Annotated in this window: 15 protein-coding genes; 10 read left to right on the top strand and 5 right to left on the bottom strand. The window is 45.1% G+C overall.

From position 1 onward, the window contains the following. From AC1DSE_RS13230 to thiI, 8 genes are all read left to right on the top strand, one after another. Positions 1–345: response regulator transcription factor (locus AC1DSE_RS13230; RefSeq protein ID WP_477527769.1), on the top strand; the 345-nt coding region annotated here is incomplete at its 5' end. 82 nt (positions 346–427) lie between these two features. Then, positions 428–1138 carry a YwaF family protein gene (locus tag AC1DSE_RS13235; protein ID WP_477510057.1) on the top strand — a complete coding sequence of 237 codons (711 nt, stop codon included), beginning with the start codon at positions 428–430 and terminating at the stop codon, positions 1136–1138. A gap of 51 nt (positions 1139–1189) precedes the next feature. Beyond that, positions 1190–2053, top strand: coding sequence for a DUF2339 domain-containing protein (locus tag AC1DSE_RS13240; RefSeq protein WP_477510139.1), 864 nt, complete (start codon positions 1190–1192; stop codon positions 2051–2053). Between the two features lie 5 nt (positions 2054–2058). Beyond that, complete coding sequence (locus AC1DSE_RS13245; protein WP_477510140.1) at positions 2059–2778, top strand: DUF2339 domain-containing protein; 720 nt, start codon at positions 2059–2061, stop codon at positions 2776–2778. A 170-nt stretch (positions 2779–2948) separates the two neighbouring features. Next, complete coding sequence (locus AC1DSE_RS13250) at positions 2949–3551, top strand: nitroreductase family protein (RefSeq protein ID WP_477510058.1); 603 nt, start codon at positions 2949–2951, stop codon at positions 3549–3551. A 288-nt stretch (positions 3552–3839) separates the two neighbouring features. Next, positions 3840–4517 (top strand): lytic transglycosylase domain-containing protein, encoded by a 678-nt coding sequence (locus AC1DSE_RS13255; RefSeq protein ID WP_477527770.1) that lies wholly within the window; start codon positions 3840–3842, stop codon positions 4515–4517. Positions 4518–4609: 92 nt separating this feature from the next. Beyond that, entirely contained in the window at positions 4610–5758 is a 1149-nt protein-coding gene (locus AC1DSE_RS13260) for a cysteine desulfurase family protein (RefSeq protein ID WP_477527771.1), read from the top strand. 2 nt (positions 5759–5760) lie between these two features. Beyond that, positions 5761–6981 (top strand): tRNA uracil 4-sulfurtransferase ThiI, encoded by a 1221-nt coding sequence (thiI, locus tag AC1DSE_RS13265; RefSeq protein ID WP_477527772.1) that lies wholly within the window; start codon positions 5761–5763, stop codon positions 6979–6981. A gap of 60 nt (positions 6982–7041) precedes the next feature. On the opposite strand, the gene AC1DSE_RS13270 is transcribed toward thiI, so the two are convergent. The 5 genes from AC1DSE_RS13270 to AC1DSE_RS13290 form a co-directional block, all read right to left on the bottom strand. Continuing rightward, positions 7042–8601: an ABC transporter substrate-binding protein gene (locus AC1DSE_RS13270; protein WP_441882937.1), complete on the bottom strand. Its 1560-nt coding sequence runs from the start codon at positions 8599–8601 to the stop codon at positions 7042–7044. A gap of 49 nt (positions 8602–8650) precedes the next feature. Continuing rightward, positions 8651–9541, bottom strand: a complete 891-nt coding sequence (locus tag AC1DSE_RS13275; RefSeq protein ID WP_441882939.1) for a carbohydrate ABC transporter permease — start codon at positions 9539–9541, stop codon at positions 8651–8653. Between the two features lie 17 nt (positions 9542–9558). Further along, on the bottom strand, positions 9559–10536 hold the full coding sequence (locus AC1DSE_RS13280) for an ABC transporter permease (RefSeq protein ID WP_441882941.1): 978 nt from the start codon (positions 10534–10536) through the stop codon (positions 9559–9561). Positions 10537–10747: 211 nt separating this feature from the next. Next, positions 10748–13084 (bottom strand): helix-turn-helix domain-containing protein, encoded by a 2337-nt coding sequence (locus tag AC1DSE_RS13285; protein WP_441882943.1) that lies wholly within the window; start codon positions 13082–13084, stop codon positions 10748–10750. A gap of 30 nt (positions 13085–13114) precedes the next feature. Next, positions 13115–15187 (bottom strand): right-handed parallel beta-helix repeat-containing protein, encoded by a 2073-nt coding sequence (locus AC1DSE_RS13290; RefSeq protein ID WP_477527773.1) that lies wholly within the window; start codon positions 15185–15187, stop codon positions 13115–13117. A 203-nt stretch (positions 15188–15390) separates the two neighbouring features. Between AC1DSE_RS13290 and galA the strand changes: the two genes are divergently transcribed. After that, positions 15391–17754: a beta-galactosidase GalA gene (gene galA / locus AC1DSE_RS13295; RefSeq protein WP_477510064.1), complete on the top strand. Its 2364-nt coding sequence runs from the start codon at positions 15391–15393 to the stop codon at positions 17752–17754. A gap of 55 nt (positions 17755–17809) precedes the next feature. Beyond that, a complete protein-coding gene (locus AC1DSE_RS13300) occupies positions 17810–20071 on the top strand; it encodes a hypothetical protein (protein ID WP_477510065.1) in 2262 nt (753 codons plus the stop codon). Positions 20072–20103 lie beyond the last annotated feature (32 nt).

Here is a 20103-nt window from a genome sequence, read left to right on the forward strand (position 1 = left end):
GAAGCTGTACGCTCGGCATACCGGAGTCAATCCCCCATTAATGCGGCTGTAGCAGAACGGATGCGCGAGGAATTCCGCCGACTGAAGCAGATGGAGCGCGAGTTCGAGGCGAAGAAGCTCGGTGATCTGATTACACCGTCTGAGCTTCAGCTGCTTGATTTAATTGATCAAGGATATACCCAGCCGCAGATTGCCGACAAGTTGGTTGTATCGATTCGTACAGTCAAAAACCATGTTAATCATATATTAAAAAAGCTGAATTTGAGCGGGTCGCGCGAAGCAGCAAATAAAGCCAAAGAGATGGGCTTATTTCATAAGAAAAAGGACGAGGATAGTACCATGTAAAGTTGGTACTATTTTTTTTATGTCATTTTTTACAAAATAGATAGTAGAAGAACGCTTACATCAACAGATTGGAGGCATACCGATGGATTTTGAAATGTTCTCGGCTGCTCATTTTGGGGCATTGGCGATTCTCGTTGCAGCCATTATCTGTATTATCGTTTTCCGGAAGCGAATGAGAGTGCCGAGAATAAACAAGATGGTACGAGTAGGGCTGGCTATTTTGCTAATATGCTGCGAGGTCTCGCTTCAGCTATCTTATATTCTCAATGATAATTGGGGAGTAGGCTCTCTGCCATTTCAGCTTTGCAGCTTAATGCTTTTGGTTAGCGCGGTCGTATTGCTTTGGAATCCAAAAAGTCTGTATGATGCATTATTTTTTCTTGGAAGCATGGGGGCGCTGCAGGCGCTGTTAACTCCTAATTTAGATGAAGCGTTTCCGCATTTTCGTTATTTTCAATTTTTCATCGCACATATAGGTATCGTTAGCGCAGCGCTATTTATCGTCGTAGTAGAACGCTATCGACCGACTTTCTTTTCCGTAGTGAAGGCTCAACTTTGGCTGCATGTATTCGCTATTCCGGCTGCGATTACGAACGTGGCATCGGGTAAAACAAACTTTATGTTTTTAGCTGAAAAACCGGGAACAGCCTCGTTGCTTGATATGCTGGGGCCATGGCCATGGTATTTACTGCAGCTGGAGCTTATTGCATTTGTTATATTTTTGCTGCTATATGCCGCTGTAAGGCTGCTCGATCGCTTAATATTCGTTAAACCAAGCAGTTCTGCTCAGTAACATCATATAAGATTTTATTATTAACAGAGAGAAGGTGGGAAAGTGAAAGAGATGCAGGAAATGGTGAATAGACACTGGACTTCACTGCTTGGGGTATTGTTCGTTATGGCTGCTTTTATTACGTTGTTCAAATATTCGATAGATCAAGGCTGGATTACGGAGTCGATGAAAATTGGCTTTGGTATGATAAGCGGAGCGGGTGTAGGCGCAGCCGGTTTGAAGCTCGCAAGCCGGCTGCCGCGCAATCCGATTGGTGAAATCTTGATTGGCATGGCGGCATGCATTTTGTATGCCACGTTTTCTTTTGCGGGAATTTATTACCGGCTGTGGGAACCAATGACCGTCTTGCTTGGAATGAGTGCAGTAACCATTGGAATATCCGTTTATGCGTATAAGTTTATGTCTCGGCTGCTAATGAATATAGCGATGCTGGGTGGTTTATTATCTCCGCTGCTTATGCGGCCGGAAACAGATCAAGTATTTGCTTTATTCCTTTATCTTCTTGTATTAAATGTTGCATTCCTATTTCTTAGCATCTCGCGCAATTGGCATGAGCTGCGGTTCATCAGCTTTATCGGATCATGGCTGATGTATATCGTATATTTCATTCATTATAATCCATCGACTGAAGGTTTTTGGAGTATGCCGTTTCGATATGCGCTCGCAGCTTTTCTCTTTTATACAATCGGACTAATGGTCTCTTCATGGAGCAATAAGTTATCCTTTGAGGGAATCGATTTGTATATGAACGCGATAAATGGCATTCTATTTGGATTTTGGGCACTATTCATTTTGAACGGTGAAGTGGCTTATGGGTACATACTCTCTTTTATCGGAATCGTTTATTTAATCGGTGGTTTCGTTATTTATATGTTAAATCCTCAGGCGTGTATTTCCTTGGCGGTTTGCTGTTGATTCTCGTGTCGGTAAGCAGCATTGGCGGCGGATATGAGTCAAAGCCTTTAATTACGGTGCTGCTATGGGGCTGCATAGCTGCGATAGCAGCAACAATCGGCTATGTTAAGCGCTGGATCCTGCTGAGCATCGGCTCGCTCGCTATCTGGTTTGTAGTCGGATGTTATTGGTATGTAGTCACTTGGGACACTCCTCGCGGCGAATGGTTTGGGATGTACATCCCGTTTCTGAATTGGGGGGCCGTTGCATGGATGGTGCTAGCTGCACTGGGTTTCTTCTTTTCTAGAAGGCTTGTCATTCCTCAGCTCACTGATCAAGCGAATCGGATGCTTGCTCGTGTGTATGCGCTGTTATCCCATCTGATCGTCGGCGGATTGCTGACAAGGCAAATTGAAAATATTTTCACAGAATATATGTATGATTCCGCTTCAAGTTATTTAGGTTTGGCTTTGTCTGTTTCTTGGGGCTGCTATGCATTGCTGCTAATTTTGTGGGGGGCTTATTATCGCGAGCTGCTGTTTCGTGCATTCGGTTCAGCGGTACTTGTTATCGTTGCAATTAAAGCGATGTTTATGGATTTAAGCGGGCAAGAGGCACTTTACAAGGTGGGTGTATTGTTAATACTAGGAGCGATTTCGTTTTTTATTACGTGGATAAATAGCAAATGGCGTGTTAAGAATGGAGAAATTAATGGCAAAGGTGAAGAGGCTGTCACTGAATCATAATTAAGAACGCAGGGGGAATAATGAACCTGTTGGTCTTGACAAGTGCACTCCAATACAATAAAGTTACTTACGTAAAGTAATTAAATTTATTTGGATTTGTAACTGCCTTTTAAGGCGGATACTTAGTTCACAGATGGAAGACACACAACATGTGAGAGGCAGGAGAAAAAATGACATCACAAGCTTTTTTGGAAGCAGTAAGTAAAAGACGCTCGATCTACGGCATTAGCAAGGAGGCCGTTATCTCCGATGACAAAATTGTAGAATTGGTACATGAAGCGGTCAAGCATACTCCATCATCATTTAATTCACAAAGCACTCGTGTAGTTGTATTGCTTGGTGAAAATCATGATAAATTGTGGGATATTACGACGAATACGCTTCGCAATATGATTTCAGCAGATCAATTCGAGGCAACTGAGCAAAAAATGGGCGCTTTCAAAAGCGGATACGGTACCGTATTGTTTTTTGAAGATAAACAAGTCGTTGACGGCTTGATGGCCAACTTCCCAGCATATGCTCACAACTTCCCGATCTGGTCGCAGCATACTTCAGGCATGCATCAATTTGTAATCTGGACGGCGCTTGAGAATGAAGGTTTCGGCGCTTCGCTTCAGCACTACAATCCACTTATTGATGAAGAAGTAAAAACAACATGGTCATTGCCGGATTCTTGGCAGCTGGTTGCTCAAATGCCATTTGGCAAACCAACAGCAGCTCCAGGCGAAAAAACGTATCAACCGATCGATGAGCGTGTGAAAGTATTTAAATAAGCACTATTTTATATATTTGCTTTGATCCAAAGATCGTTCCTATTTATAGGGGCGATCTTTTTTTATGCCGTATGGACGCCTATTTGGCTGAATCCCAGAAAACAGCTGCCTCTTGCAGAGGATGGGCATGTGAAATATTTGGAGTGTCAAACGATAAAACAGGTAATGCCGCTCATTGAAAGGATTCATGAGGGAAAACTGGCTGTTTGCTCTAAAAACATGTACAATTAAAACCGATATACTTAAGGTACACTTAACAAACTTACATAATGATTCAGCTAGGAGGATATGATGAGTATTGACCCTCGGATAATCAAAACATTATTGCAGCTTCAGCTTTCACCAAATGTAAATTTACAAGCGGCTACTAATCCGTTGCAAGCGACAACAGGCGATGGCTCGGCATCCTTATTTGATACTCTTTTATCCCAATATATGACCGATACTTCTTCTGAAAATAATGCATTGGCGCAAGTCATGCCAGCAGATGCGCTCGCGCAACTGAGTTCACTTAGCGGCATGCCTAACRTGTCGTTCAGCAGTCAAGGCGCGTCTAACAGCTCTCCTTCTGCTTATGACGAGCTTATTCAACAAGCATCAGCCAAATATGGCGTAGATTCTTCATTAATTCAAGCGGTAATTAAAACTGAATCCGGCTTTCAAGCAGATGCACAATCAGGTTCAGGCGCTAAGGGCCTTATGCAGCTAATGGACGGAACAGCAAGAGGTCTAGGCGTAAGCAACTCCTTTGATCCCGCGCAAAACATTGATGGCGGAACTAAATATTTATCGATGCTGCTAAACAAGTATAATGGACATGAGCAGGTTGCGCTAGCTGCATACAATGCAGGACCGGGCCGAGTGGACCGTGCAGGAATAAAAACGAACGAGCAGCTAATAGAAAATCTTGAAGCGTTGCCGGAAGAGACGCAGCGCTATGTTGCCAAGGTGCTTCAGGCCAAGTAGAACGACAGCAATAAGATCACGATTTAGCGATCCGTCATGCAGGCGGGAGCAATCGATGATCTTTTTCTTTTTGAAAAGGAGATAAATCGAAAATGTTATATTTTGATCATTGTGCTTCATCACCGCCGTATGAAGAAGTGGTGCAGACCATGATGGAAGTGATGAAGTCGCAGTATGCGAACCCTTCATCGCTGCATCGTGCAGGTACTGACGCTGACAAATTAATTGAACGCTCGCGTGCTGTTCTAGCTGAGCAGATGCAAACCTCTAGGGGGAAATGGRTATTTACATCCGGCGGTACAGAGTCAAATAATATAGCGATAAAGGGTGCTGCTCGTCAGTATGCTGGACGAGGCAAACATTTGATAACGACACAAATTGAGCATGCCTCCGTATACGAATCTTTTGCGCAGCTGGAGCAAGAAGGCTTCAATGTCACCTATTTGCAAGTAGGCAGGTCGGGTCATGTAGAGCTTGAGCAATTGGAAGCGGCAATAACTGAGGAAACGATTCTCGTTAGCGTGATGCATATTAACAACGAGATCGGTTCCATTCAGCCAATCGAGAACATTGCAAAGTTGCTTAAACGATATCCGAAGGTCATTTTGCATGTCGATGCCGTTCAGAGTATTGGGAAGCTGCCGATTCATTTGGAAAAGTGGGGCATTGATTTGCTTAGCGGTTCGGCGCATAAGCTTCGTGGTCCCAAAGGCGTAGGTTATTTGTACGTGCGTGATAGCATAACGCTGTCCCCTTTGTTTAGTGGCGGCTCCCAGGAGTATGGGCATCGCGCTGGAACACAAAACGTACCTGCTATCGTTGCGTCAGCGAAGGCGCTGCGCATGTCGCTTGCTTCGATGGAGCAAAGAGAAAAGCGATTGAAAGTGCTCAAACAGCAGCTATTAACGCATATTGAGCAAATTCCAGAGCTTAAGCTGAACGGGGCAGAACCGTCTGCTTCTCATATTATACATTTCTCCTATCCGGGCATGAAGCCAGAGGTTGTCATCCATATGTTAGAGCAACGTGGTATAATGGCTTCAACGAAATCGGCATGTTCTTCTAAGGATGACAAGCCGAGCCGCGTGCTTCTTGCCATCGGTGCAAGTCATGAGCAAGCGAGCAGCGGCATTCGGATTAGTCTAGGAGACGAGCATGAAGAGCAGGATATTGCAGCCTTAGGAGCTGCACTGCGTCATGTTGTCGCACAACTTAAGCCGCTTGAGAGGAGATTGACTTAATTTTGCTTTATGATCAGATCGTGCTCCGTTATGGAGATTTAATGGTAAAAGGAAGAAATCGGAACAAATTCGAGAAACGAATGCTTGATCAAGTAAAGCAGGCATTAATTTCTTATGATAATATTACTTATTTCAAATCGTTTGGACGTCTTTATGTCAAGCTGAATGGACATCCCTATGAGCCGATAGCAGATCGCTTGAAGGATTTGTTCGGCATCGTTTCTTTAAGTCCAGTTGTCAGCACAGAGGCTGATCTTGAGAAAATAAGAGCAGCTGCGCTTGCTCTTATGCAAGCTTTGYCAGAGCAGCCCAAAACGTTCAAGGTGAGCGCGAAACGTGCTTGGAAAGAGTTTCCACATAATTCGCAGGAAATGAATCATTTGGTTGGCGGGCATGTTCTACGTGCAATGCCGGGACTTAAAGTTAACGTCAGCAAGCCGGAAATTGAGCTGCGGGTGGATATTCAAGCGGAAGCTACTTACATCTTCTACGATGTCATCCCTGGCGCTGGCGGATTTCCGTTTGCATCAAATGGCAAAGCTATGTTATTGCTCTCCGGGGGCATAGATAGTCCTGTAGCGGGATGGCTAGCGCTGCGCAAAGGTCTTGAAGTGGAGGCTGTGCATTTCCATAGCTACCCATTCACCAGCGAGCAGGCTAAAGATAAGGTAGTTGAGCTTGCAAAGCGATTATCCTATTTCAGCGGGGAGCCGATAAAGCTTCATCTTGTGCCGTTTACCGAAATTCAAACTACGCTAGTACAAGCGAAGAGCGATAATCTGATTATTACATTAATGAGAAGGGCAATGCTTCGGATCACAGAGCAGCTGGCAGAACGCAATGGGGCAAACGGTATCGTTACTGGCGAGAGCTTGGGGCAGGTTGCGAGCCAGACGCTGCCGAGCATGAATGTCATTGGTCGAGCAACAGATCTGCCGCAGCTTAAGCCGTTAATTATGATGGACAAGCATGAAATTATTCGGATGGCGGAGAGAATCGGGACGTTCGAAACGTCGATTTTGCCATATGAGGATTGCTGTACGTTATTTTTGCCGAAATCGCCAAGTACGAATCCGAATCTTCGTATCGTCGAGAAGATTGAGGCTCTAATTCCCAATTATAATCAATTGCTTACTGCCGCTGTTGACGGCACGGAGGAAGTTTTATTGTCACCGCAGCTTCAAACGGCTGCCCAAACCGCTGGCGAGGATAGCTGGTTTTAATTACGAATGAAGAAGCTTTGCAGGCGTATAGTTCCTGCAAAGCTTCTTTTTGTATCGCTATTATTTTACTAGCCCTTTTTCTTGCTTGAATTTATCCCATTGCGCTGCGATTTCCGTTTGAATCTTTTCTTGACCGGAGGCAATGAGCTTATCTTTGTATTTTGGCAGCTCCTTAGCGGGGTCCACCGAACCGGATTCGAGAGCGGCCTGATATTCGTTGTTAACTGCCGTTACGTTAGCTATTTCGGCTTTGATGTTCTCTTCGTTCACGCCGAAGCCATTAGTCGCAGGCACAAGGGCGCTGTCATTAAGCGCGATCGTCCGCTCCCATGTATCAGCGGCCTGACCTGGTTTAAGGAAGGCGTTGAACTGATTGCCGAATACCCAGTCGCCGTTTGGCGCATAACCTGAATCTTTAATCGGTTCGATATTTTTATCATCTACTCTATTATAGTGTTTGCCTTCAATACCATTGCAAATTAAGTTGTAGAGGTAGGAGTCCGTATTAAGCAAATTAATAAGCATCAATGTGCGTTCAGGGTTTTTGGAGCTTTTATTAATGACATGCATCGCTCCCGCAATTCCTGTAAAGTAGCTGTCGGCGATTGGAGCATACACGACTTCGTTGCCGCCGTTTATAGCCATCTCGCCAACTTCACCGCCTGGTTTGGACGTAAACTCCAGCGAGACCGCAACATTGCCTTTGCCCTTCAAGTCATTGATGTTCTGTATAATTGGCGCATCTTCGTTAATGTAACCTGCTTGGTACCATCTTCGCATATCATCGTAGTATCCTTTTTTCTCATCAAGCGTTTGCAATGTCCCAATATAACCAAGTGATGCATCGTCTTTCGCATAGCTTAGTACAAGACCGTCACCTACTTTTGTGCGATCGCTGTACAAGCCCCAAGAATTTTGTGCAAGTCCGAGAGGAATAATGCCGGGTTCATTTTCTTTTAATGTTTTTAGGAAAGGCTCGATATCCTTGTAAGATTGAATCGTGCTTACATCAAGATTGTATTTATCGATGAAGCGTTTTTGGATAATTAAGCTTTTTGTTTTTGCCGCTACCTGATAGATTGGAAAACCATACACCTTGCCATCAACAGCAAGCATATCCGGCCAAAATTTATCAGGGATGTTAGCGCGCGCTTCTGGTGCATATTTGCTGATCATATCATCTGTAATTTCTAGATAGGCACCTCTATCAATATAAGGCTGATAATTGCCAAGCCAGCCCTTCGAGCTCCACGCAAGGTCAAATTCTTCACCAGCTGCGAGCATGGCATTAAGCTTAGGCTCGTATTCATCGAACGTCAGCGGCTTGAGCACAACGGTCGCATTGATTTTCTCTTTTAAATATTTATTAATCTCATCATTAACTAGCTTTTGATCCGGGCCGGGATTTGCGGATACCGGATAAATGAAGGTCAGCTTAGCCTCAGGAAGGGATGGTTCTGCTGAAGCAGTCGCATCCGGCGTGGTCTCTGCCGTTTTGCTTGGCTCATTGGTGCTTGGGTTTGCAGGGGTATTGCCATTGTTCGAGCATGCTGCGATCATCGCCAAGCAAAGCATTAGAGCGAAGCACTTGAGTAGTAACGCTGCTTTTGTTGTTTTCACATTAAACCCTCCATGTATATGATTTTATATATGGCACAGTAGTCATTCCTTATCCTTTCAAGGAACCTACCGTAATACCCTTTACGAAATACTTCTGAAAAAAAGGAAAAATAATTAGCATCGGCCCGCCTGCAAGAATTGCCATTGCCATGCGAACGGATAAAGTCGGGAAATTGGCATAAGCCAGCTTGTCGGCTACCTGAGCGAGCGGAGAATTAGCCAAAAACTCAATTTGAGACAGAATGCGAACAAGCAGCAATTGAAGCGGGATATATTTATCATTGTCTATGAACAGCAGGGCATAAAACCATTCATTCCAGTAGCCAAAAGAGATGAACAAACCTAGCGTTGCTAGAGCAGGTGTCGACAAGGGTAAAATAATTCGGAAGAAGATTCGGAATTCTTTGGCGCCGTCTACCTTTGCTGATTCAATGATTTCTTTGCCGATCTTATCTAGAAAACCTTTCATAATCATAATGTTGAAAGGGCTGAGCAGCGTTGGAAGAATCAAAGCCAACAAAGAGTTTTTTAGATGCAAATATTGCGTCATCATGATGTAGAACGGAATAAGCCCGCCGTTGAACAGCATCGTAAAGAAAATGTAGAAGGTAATTGGACGGTTGTAACGGAAGTCCATTCGGGAAATAGGGTACGCCGTCATCGCAGTCAGCAGGAGGGATAAGACCGTACCGACAATTGTAATGAGGATGGTGACCAGATATCCTTTAAGCAGTGGGTCGGGTTTTTGAAAGACGATACGATAAGCTTCCATACTCCATTCCTTGGGAAAAAATTGATAGCCATTCTGTACAAGGCTGTTCTCAGAGGTCAATGAAATGATGATAACGAGAACGAATGGAAGGGCAATCATAAGACACAGGATGGTTAGAAAGATGTTAATGAACCCATTCATCAGGTTAAAGCCTTTAGTATTTGGCATAAAAGATTCCTCCATTTTTAAAACAATGCATTATCCTTATCCGCTTTGCGCACCAAATAATTTGCAGATACTACGGTAATTAATCCAACGACGGATTGCAGGAAGCCGACAGCAGCTGCTGAATTAATGTCTCCCAGCTTAGTTAAAGCGCGGTATACATAGGTATCGATAATATCCGTTGTAGGAAAATTCGGTCCGACGTTATTAGGGACAAAATAATGCAAGCCGAAATCACCGCGGAATATGTTGCCAAGGCCCAATATGAATAGGATAATGACAAGCGGTTTAAGCAGCGGCAAAGTAATTCGCCACATCATCTGAATGCGAGAAGCGCCGTCTAACCTAGCTGCTTCGTAATAATCGGTGCTGATACCGGTAATTCCTGCGTAATAGACCAAAGTGGAGAAACCAATTCCTTTCCATAAAGCAACGAGCGGCAGGATGAAGATCCATGGCGTTGTTTCTAAATACCACTTGTGAGGCTCTAATCCGAACCAACCGATTATGGTGTTGAGGAAACCTCCCTTATGATCCAGAAAAGCGTTCGTAATGTAGCCGACTAGCACAAAAGAAATAAAGTAAGGGAGAAACATGGTAGTTTGGTAGAGCTTGATAAGCTTCCCGCTAAGCTCATTAAGAAGAAGGGCGAGCAGAAGAGCGGCAACGGTTCCTAGAACGATGTAAGAAATGTTGTAGAGCAGCGTGTTGCGGATAATGCGAATAGCATCTTGGGCTTTGAATAGAAACTCGAAGTTATCGAATCCGATCCATTTGCTGCCGAAAATTCCTTGATCATACCTGAAATACTTAAAGGCAAGGATGAGTCCAATCATAGGAATGTAGGCGATTACAAATTTAAATAATATGCCGGGCATAGCGAGCAGCAGCAGCTCCCGGTTTTTTTTCAAATGCTTCCATTCCTTGCTCAGCCATCCGACCTTGTTCTTCGAGCCCCTTGTCGATAGCTCAGGAGCTCCGAGCTCTGTTTTGGCCACTTGCGATCTCCTCCATCTGAAGCGTTCCTGTTCTGATGCCCATCATGCCACGTAGAAACGACGGCGGGTAGAATAGGTTTTGCGAATTACTGTATTTCGTGAGTGTAAAATATTCGATTTTGTGAATATTCATCGATATCACAGGAAATAGAAAGATCCCTCGCTCACTGAAAGCAGTGAACGAGGGACCTTTTTAGCGGAATACATGGACTTATGAGATTGATTTCTTCATCCGATATTCCTTTGGCGTGCTTCCGACCTTTCCTTTAAACAAGCGGAAGAAATAGCTTTGATTAGCGTATCCGCATTTATCCATAATTTCTGCAATCGTATAGTTGTTTTGCTCCAAGAGAGATTGGGCATGACCTAGACGAACCTCATTAATATACTCCGTAATCGACATATTATAATTCTCTTTGAAGAGCTTGCCGATGTATGCGGAAGATAGCTTTACACTCATGGCAATGGATTGCTGGCTAAGATTAATGTCAGGAAATTTCTGCTCAATCAGCTCTTTGACCGTCTCGAGCATCATTTCATTTCGTTCCATATTTGCTGGGCGCTGATTTTCGCAGATTTTGGCACAAAGCGAGAGCAAAGAGAGGTACATTTCCTCGAGCGTTTCTTTCTCTTGCGAAATCTGTTGAATGTAATCCAGATCAACAGAGAAAGGAACGATCCGATTATCGTTTATTTCGCTTGATGCATTTTTAATGACCCATCCTAGATTGGATACCGCCCGAATCATATCATCATACTGAAAGGTGGAAATGAGGGAGAATGCCTTCTCAAGCTCATTGCCGGCATTCGTTAGCTGACCTTTCTTGAGCGCTTCAGTTAGCTTCTTCTCGATCGAATCGGGCAGCGACATTTGCTTGCTTCCCAGGTTTTCTTTAATGTCTTCCGACGTAATAATCGCTTTGAACCCTTTTACAATCATATACTGGCTAAACCGCAGAGCCTGCGTATAAGCCGTTGATAGGTAACTATACTGTGAAATGATGTCGCTGATTCCGCAGGATAGTGAAATATGGTAATAATGTTCAATCATTTGTTGAATCTCGCGCAGCTGTCGTACCACTTGTGGAAATAACAATGTCGTACCCTTAGCGCTGCAGGATAAAATGAGTACGACATGATCGCCTCGAATCTCGACAGCTTCGCAAAGATAATGCTCACGAATAATTTCTTGAGCAATATTAATAATGGCGAAATTATACAGCTTTTTCGAAGCGCCAGTGATGCTGTTGTCATAGGCAGCAAAGTGGTCGATCTTCAACACGCAGACAAGCAGCTCATCTTCGACGGAAATGTTTAAATCGTGTTTTTCAATGAGATGCTGCATATCATGATCGGAGAAAAGCTGACTGTCCGATAAAAATCGGCGGATATAATATTTGCTCACGATTTGCTCGGAGCTAATTTCACTCAGCTTCTCTGACAGCCTCATATAATTATCGCTCATCAGGAGCAGCTCATCGCTTACGCCGGAAGCACTTTGTTTCTCACCTTGAAGATGAGGACGAATTCGCTTCAGCATATTTTCAATCGGATTATACAGCTTGTAAGAGAGCCCTACCGACAATCCGATCGCGAGCAGCAGGAACAATGCTGACAAAAGCAGCGATTGATTCCGTGTCTGGTTCACCTCGCCCATCAGCTTGTCATAGGACTGGATATAGAGGATGGTCCAAGCGCCGAGACCGTCTTCCATGTAGGTGACCATTTCCTTTTTCCCTGAAAGCTTGCCGATAAAGAACCCTGCGGAATGGCTTTCATTTGTTTTGTGAGCAAGGACAAGCTCATTCACCTTCGCTTGATCTTGTGAAGCAGTGAATGGTGCACTCGGATCGGAGGATAAAAGCTTTCCGTTTTGCGTTTGAATATATATCAATCCCTGATCTCGATCACTAGCGACATTCATTTTTTGCAGGCTGTCGAATACCCAATCTGATTTAATAAACAATATGATAGCTGAATTATTTTTTGTAAACGGTTTCAAGGAATCGGTGACTATAAACGCAAAAGTATCGATTAGACCATCATTTTGCTCAAGGCTCATCGGAATTAAACGATTGGTTGGCTGTGGCTGTTTCGGGTCCAGCAGCATACTCCTGATACGCTGATCTGTAATGCCGCCATCAAGCAGCAGGCTGCTGCTTGTGCCGTATAGCTTGGATTGTGATTTGTTATAAATGACCATGGAGTGCAGAAAGGAGGAGCTCTCCATGATATTGGACATTTGTCTATGGCCGCGAATCAGGTCCATTTTTGGCAAGTCATCGTTGAACATAAGCGGAATTAGAAAGTGATCGCGATATACAAAGTTCGATAGCCTCGTAATAATATCGTTCATGTAGGAAAGATTGTACTGAATTTGCGAGAGTACCTTTAAATTGGACTGTTCTTGAATGTTCTTAACCGATTTTTCAAGAATGTACGTGTTGGTTATCGAAGATGCAACAAGCACAATGACCATCGTAGCCATAATGGAGAACATGACTCGCTGCAAATATTTTTTGGATTTGTAAAATCCGAATACTTTCATCCGATCCAAGCCTCCCTATTATGATCCTGATTATTTGGGTCCGATTTTCTCGAACTCGATATCGCTCCACCCTAGCTGATAAGCAGGCGAGCTTGAATGCAGGCGGTAATCGCCATCCTTAGCACACTGGAACAGTGGCTCCCCGTGAATGGTATGTTTATCGTATTTGCCTTGAGCGAGYAATCGCCACTGCTCCCAGCTGTACTCCTGTCTTCCAAGGGCATCATCTCCGCTTGCGAGGAGTGGGAGACTACCTGCTATTATGCATGGTTTATTGTTCATCCAATAAAGATTACGGTCGGAGGAGCTGAACCGTTCATCGCTATAATTAACAAAATAATATAAATATCCTGAATTGTATATGATATTGCTGCAYATTTCGATATGCTTGTTTTCTTCATCAGCCATTTCCTGAGAGCCGATTGCCGAGATCGCATCAGGATTAGCAACAAGCAGATTGTTTTTTATGCGATTGCCGATTCCTTTCGAGAAAATAAGCATCCACAGCTTGCCTTCGCCAGTGCTGTAAAGAGAGGTGATTATGTTGTTCGTAACTGTAAAATCATCGGCTGCATCATCCAAATAAATGCCAAACCCAAAAGAAAAATGAATGCCGTTGTCATGGAGATAGTTGCTATGAATGACATTGCCTCTCCCAACACCCCATGCTTCAATCAAACCTCCATCTTGACTGTCTGTCATCACTTTAGAGATATCATTATAAGCAATAAAGTTGCTTCTGCTGTGAAGGAAATCCCAATGATTTTCCCAAGTGACGGGAATTCCGTAAAGTTTAGAGGGCATCGTTTTATGGCGAAGACCCTTCAAGGAAATGCCGTATCTTGGCATGTTGGCAATCAAATTGTTCGTAATCTCATTGTTTCCGCTCTGGTAGAGCAGGATGCCGCAGCCATGTCCAACGAGCTCGCCGCCATGCTCGATCCGATTGTTCTTAATCTTGTGATAACTATTTGTATAAGAGGCTAAAGGGCTTGTGAATGGACCAGTTCCCGGTGCAAAACCATTCAAACTAATGCCGATGTAGCCGAAATGTTGGATGTCATTGCTATCTATCGTTATGTCATATGTGTAGTGGTCCAAATAAATGCCGCAGCTTCCGGACTGTTCCAGCTTACAGGAGGTAACTTGGATATGCCTCGCATGGTTGATATAGATTAAGCCCTCGCGGTGTTCGGCTTGCTCGACATTATCATCCATCATGCGATATTCGCGAAAAAAATCGGTGCACGCAAAAGTCAGTCCTGTAAAGCTAATATTTTGCACGGGTTCATGCGGGCTTTCCCCGTTAATTTCAAGCAGACGTTTAATTGTTGGCGCAATGATAGTCTGTTCATTTGGATCTGACACGTCATCGGAAACATAGTAGTAAAGCGTGCTAGAGGCCTTATCAAGATGAAATTGACCAGGCGCTTGGAGGAAGTCGAGCGAACCTTGTATATAGTACCTCGAACCTGCTCCAATGGGCCATGTGGCGTCACTTTCGAATAGCAATTGCTGGCGCTCTGCATGATTGGAGGCGACTGGCTTTGTTTCCGTGAACCAATTCCATTCTCCCTCACCTGGCCAGACGAAAAGCTGAGTCCCTGTCAAATCATAATGAGAGGGCAAGTCTTCGCTGCGATAGTGAATGCCTTGTTTATTATTCTGTTCATCATCATGAACAGAGGGCATCTCGGTCTCAAAATAACCAGTGGCTGGAAGCCGAGCTTGATGAATTCGATGTCCGTCAGCATAAAGGGTATGGAAGTGCATGCCGCACTCCAGCTTAGCGATCCAAACCTTTCCTTTATATGGCGTCCAACCTGTAATTTGTTTGCCGCCAGCAATTGTGGCTCTCTCACCCGGATAGCTGGTGTACTGAACATGGCAGCGGTCTCTGCTGGAATCTCTATTATCAAAACGAAGCGGGGCATCTAGTTCATAAAGGCCACCTCGCAGAAAAATCGAAATGTCATGACTCATTCCGTTTTTGATTTGTTTACGTACTTCTTCCTGCGCTCTCTGTATCGTCAGGAATGGATCATCCAAGCTTCCGATTGCGTTATCGTTACCATTTGGTGCTACATAATAATTGGTAATCATTTTTTTAAGACCCCCTTGTAGGAACTGTACAATATAGTTATAAAACCGAAGTCCTATTTGTTGCAAGGGCTTTCAAATAAAGTACACTTAATCGTTTTTTTCACAGTAGACTGCTGTCAAATCCCGTGTTAACTTAACCTTCGATCGATCGCAAAAGAGGATCATGGCCATTGCAGTGAAGCTTTTGAATGGAGGAGAAGGCGATGACATTAATAGAAAGAAGCAGAGAAAGCTTTGATGAAAACTGGTTTTTTCATAAAGGTGATATTCACATTCCTTATGCAGTTAAAGGCGGAATGACAGGCGGCCTAACGGATTGCGCCAAGCGGGAGGAAGGGGAATGGCTGGATATTGCCTATGTAGATAAGGAGGCGCAGCAGGCTCAAGAGGGCTGGGAAGCAGTTCGCTTACCGCATGATTGGTGCCCAGATGGATCTTTTATAAATGACCCTTCAATGGGCTCGCGAGCAGGCAGTCATGGCTACTTGTATACGGGCGTTGGTTTTTATCGCAAAATGTTTACTATTCCAGCTGATCAGCTGGGCAGAAAAATATCCTTATGCTTCGATGGCGTTACAGGCAGGAGCACCGTATGGGTAAACGGGCATTTGATCGGTGAACGCTTTGGCGGCTATACGAGCTTTGTTTACGATATTACCGATGTACTTCGGTATGGCTCAGAAGGAGACAACATCGTACTCGTGAAGGTAGATGCAACTGATTATGAGGGCTGGTGGTATGAAGGCAGCGGCATTTACCGCCATGTATGGCTGCAATCGACGGATTCGCTCCATGTTGCTCAGTGGGGGACGTTCATTACGGCAACAGAAGTTTCCGAAAGTCATGCAGCAGTCAAAATAGAAACGAAAGTATTGAACGAATCTGCTTCAAATCGAGCTTTTGAACTGATTACCGTTATGACAGAGCGAGCAGGTGGGCGCAAGGTTGCCGAGCAAGCTGTTCGATCAAGTGTAGACGGCTTGGATGAAATAACGGTTGAGCAGAAGCTTACGATAACAGAGCCTGAACTTTGGTCTCCAGAGCACCCTTACCTCTATGCAGCTGTTACGGAGCTGTATGAAAATGGGGTGTTGATTGACCAATTCCATACCAGCTTCGGGGTTCGCACGATACATTTTGATGCTGAACGAGGATTTTTGCTAAATGGAAATGTCTATCCGATCAAAGGCACCTGTAATCATCAGGACTTCGCCGGCGTCGGCGTTGCCATGCCGAGAGCGCTGATTGCGTATAAGCTGAGCCTACTAAAGGAAATGGGCTGCAATGCATATCGAAGCGCCCATCATCCCCCGTCGCCTGAGCTGCTAGAACTTTGTGATGAGCTTGGCTTGCTCGTCATGGACGAGAATCGGAAGCTCGACAGCAGCTCACGAGGCATGGACGAATTAAAAAGCATGATTTTGCGTGACCGCAACCATCCATCGGTTATTTTATGGAGCTTGGAGAATGAAGAGGTTCTGGAAGGAACCGTTATGGGCGCTCGCATCTTGAAATCAATGACAGAGCTTTCACATAAGCTCGATCCGACCAGACCGACGATGGCTGCGATGAATCATGGCTGGAGCAGCGGCGGATATGCGGACGCTGTCGACATTGTGGGCTATAATTACGGCCACAGAGGTGCAGATGTAGATGGACGTAGAAAATATCCGAACCGCCTTATAATCGGGAGCGAATCATCAAGCTATACGACGACGAGAGGCATCTACGTAGATGATCCGAACAAGGGGTACTGCTCATCTCATGGTACGAACATTCCATCATGGGGCTGCAGTCCTGAGAAATCGTGGTCCGATGTGATGGAACATCCTTATTTGACTGGCATATTCGTATGGACGGGCTTTGATTACAAAGGTGAACCTACGCCGTATGAGTGGCCTTGCATTAGCTCACATTTTGGCATGATGGATACCTGCGGGTTTCCGAAGGATGTTTATTATCTCATGCAAGCATTATGGACCGAAGAGCCGCTCGTTCATTTGCTTCCGCATTGGAATTGGCCGGAGCTAATCGGACAGACGATTCGAGTGACGGCATATACCAACTGCGATTCGATTGAACTATTTTTAAATGGCCGCTCGCTTGGTGAACGGATTGTTAAGCCGCACAGAAGTATGGACTTTGATATCGCCTATGAACCCGGTGAGCTTGAGGCAGTCGGTAAAATAGGCGGGGTTATAGCAGCAGAGGGTAAGCGAGTTACAACAGGTAAACCACATGCGATTCGGCTTGAGCCTAATCGAACAGCTATACAAGCTGATGGTCTGGATGTTGTTGCTGTCCGGGTAAGCATAGTGGATGAGAACGGAAATGTCGTGCCTTACGCAGACTCTCATGTAGATTTCTATATGGAAGGATCAGGTGCGCTGATCGGTGTAGGCAATGGCAATCCAAGCAGCCATGAATCAGATAAAGCAAGCAGCAGAAGAGCATTTAACGGCCTCGCCCTCGCGCTATTGCAAGCAGGAGCGGATGCGGGCAGCATAACGCTGAAGGCTATCTCCGCCGGGCTGCAGTCTGCAGATACAATCATTGAGGTTAGCTAGTCACTAAACTAGTCAGATCTTAATTGTAAGAGAGCGAGAGAAGGAGGGAGGCCAGATGTCAAATATGGGATTACCACTGGAATTGGATGACCTAAAGCTTACAGGCCATATCACAAGGTACAGCAATGCAGAACCGCTTGAAGATTGTGATGTTGTATGGAACGGGGGGAAAGGAAAAGCTGCAACTGCAGCTGGAGCGGAATGGATAGTAAAGCTCGAAACGAAAGGGTTTATTGACCATTCAGCGGGGCTGGAGCTTAATGCTGAGTTCCAATCGGTCGGTTATTCAGAGCAGTCGGCTGTGTCACTAGCGTTTCACTATAGCAAATGGTCGGAGAAAAACTATGTACTTGTACCTGGTGCTGTATATGCCGGCAATCGATTTGGCGTGCGTGAGCTTCCTTATGCCCCATGCTGGAGTAAGCTTAGCGACCAAGGTCCTGAAGTACCAACGCTGATTACGGATGTACCGCGGTTATCGATAGACGCAGGCAACCATTCAGCCTTTCATTTGCTGACGGGCGATGCAGCTGTGCCTGCTGTTGGCATTGCAGATGAAAGCTCGGGCATAGGCTGGTTGTTTATAACAGAACAAGCGACTGCACTTGGGAATACTTCGATGCATGTCGAGGAGAGTGAAGATCGTAGGGCTGCTAAGATTTCATTTCAAGCGCCCGGCGTTAGAGCTAAGCTGAAATATGAAATGGCGACAACGAAAGTGCCGAGCACAGATAAGGGGTATGATTTCAAGCCGGGAGATAAAGTGACGCTGAGATTTCGGGTATATCGTTTCCCATGCACACGAATTAACGAGTTATTTCATTATTTTGCGATTGTAAGGCAGAGTGGTCAGCCTAAGACAACTCTAGCTGCTAGCTTGCCTTTCTCCGCTGCTTGGGAAATTCAAGAGCGGAAATACAATGCGATGAATTGGAATGATCAGCTCAGTTATTATGCGGTAGGGACGATCGATATGAAGCATCAGGATTGGCAAATCGGCTGGGTTGGCGGCGGCATGTCAAGCTATGCGCTGCTGCTTGAAGGCAATGGGCTTTCGGTGCAGCGTGCGTTAAGCACGCTTTCGTTTATGTTCAGCAGTCAGACCGAGTCAGGATTCTTTCATGGCGTATGCTACAAGGGGCAATGGTACGGCGATGAGTTCAACGACGACCCGAATCGGAACGCTCCCGAGCAGTGGCATATTTTACGCAAGAGTGCGGATGCTTTGTATTTTATGATGAAACATTTCATTGCTTTGAAGCATATTCGACCTGAATTCGTTATACCTGAGCCGTGGATTGAAGGTGCAAAGCGGCTTGCCGATGCGTTTGTTAGACTGTGGAATAATTATGGCCAATTCGGCCAATGGGTCCATACCGGTACAGGAGATATTCTAGTTGGCGGTTCAGCGGGTGCAGGCATAGCCCCAGCGGGACTCGCTCTATGCGGTGCTTATTTTGGAGAGGAAGCTTATATTGAAGCAGCTAAACAATCGGCGGACCATTTCTACAACGAGTTTACCTTACAGGGTATTACAACAGGTGGACCAGGCGAAATATTGCAATGTCCGGACAGCGAATCTGCTTTTGCTCTGCTCGAGTCCTATATCGTTCTTTATGAAGAGATCGGCGACCGCATATGGCTCTCGCGTGCGGAGGAAGCGGCTTTGCAGTGTATGACCTGGTGCGTTTCCTATGACTATCAGTTTCCGGCAGGATCAACCTTTGAGAAGCTTGGCATACGAACGACGGGTTCGGTTATTGCCAATGTTCAGAACAAGCATAGCGCCCCAGGAATATGTACTTTATCCGGCGATTCATTGTTCAAGCTATACCGTGCTACGGGAAATGAGCAGTATATAGAGCTGCTAAGAGAGATTGCTGGGAACTTGCCGCAATACTTATCGCGTGAGGAACGGCCGGTTAAAGGCTGGGATGGATTGAACATGCCGCCTGGTTATATGAGTGAGCGAGTAAACATGAGCGATTGGGAGGGAGCAGCCTGCGTCGGCGAGGTTATTCCTTATTCCTGCTGGTGCGAGGTAGCGTTAATGTTATCCTATACAGAGCTTCCGGGCATTTATGTAAATAAGAAGACAGAACTGGTTATCGTAATCGATCAGGTAGATTGCCGCCTTCAGAGAAGTGTGGATGGCCGTTTATTGCTAACCATAATCAATAATACAAACTACCCCGCGCGGGTAAAGCTATTCGTTGAGGAAGAGGATGCTAGTTTCAATCCTTTAGGACAATGCGCTTCCATCTCGTGGCCGCGAATCAAGTTAAATGCAGGCGAAACGATTCAAATGCCGCTGTAAAAATACAAATAGATCCCATCCCTATAGAAAGG

The organism is Paenibacillus sp. 01L418 (genome assembly GCF_056400045.1).

Coding starts and splice junctions, on each gene's coding strand:
- AC1DSE_RS13235 (WP_477510057.1), top strand. CDS start 428: ATGGATTTTGAAATGTTCTCGGCTGCTCATTTTGGGGCATTGGCGATT.
- AC1DSE_RS13240 (WP_477510139.1), top strand. CDS start 1,190: ATGCAGGAAATGGTGAATAGACACTGGACTTCACTGCTTGGGGTATTG.
- AC1DSE_RS13250 (WP_477510058.1), top strand. CDS start 2,949: ATGACATCACAAGCTTTTTTGGAAGCAGTAAGTAAAAGACGCTCGATC.
- AC1DSE_RS13275 (WP_441882939.1), bottom strand. CDS start 9,541: ATGCCAAATACTAAAGGCTTTAACCTGATGAATGGGTTCATTAACATC.
- AC1DSE_RS13285 (WP_441882943.1), bottom strand. CDS start 13,084: ATGAAAGTATTCGGATTTTACAAATCCAAAAAATATTTGCAGCGAGTC.
- galA (WP_477510064.1), top strand. CDS start 15,391: ATGACATTAATAGAAAGAAGCAGAGAAAGCTTTGATGAAAACTGGTTT.
- AC1DSE_RS13300 (WP_477510065.1), top strand. CDS start 17,810: ATGTCAAATATGGGATTACCACTGGAATTGGATGACCTAAAGCTTACA.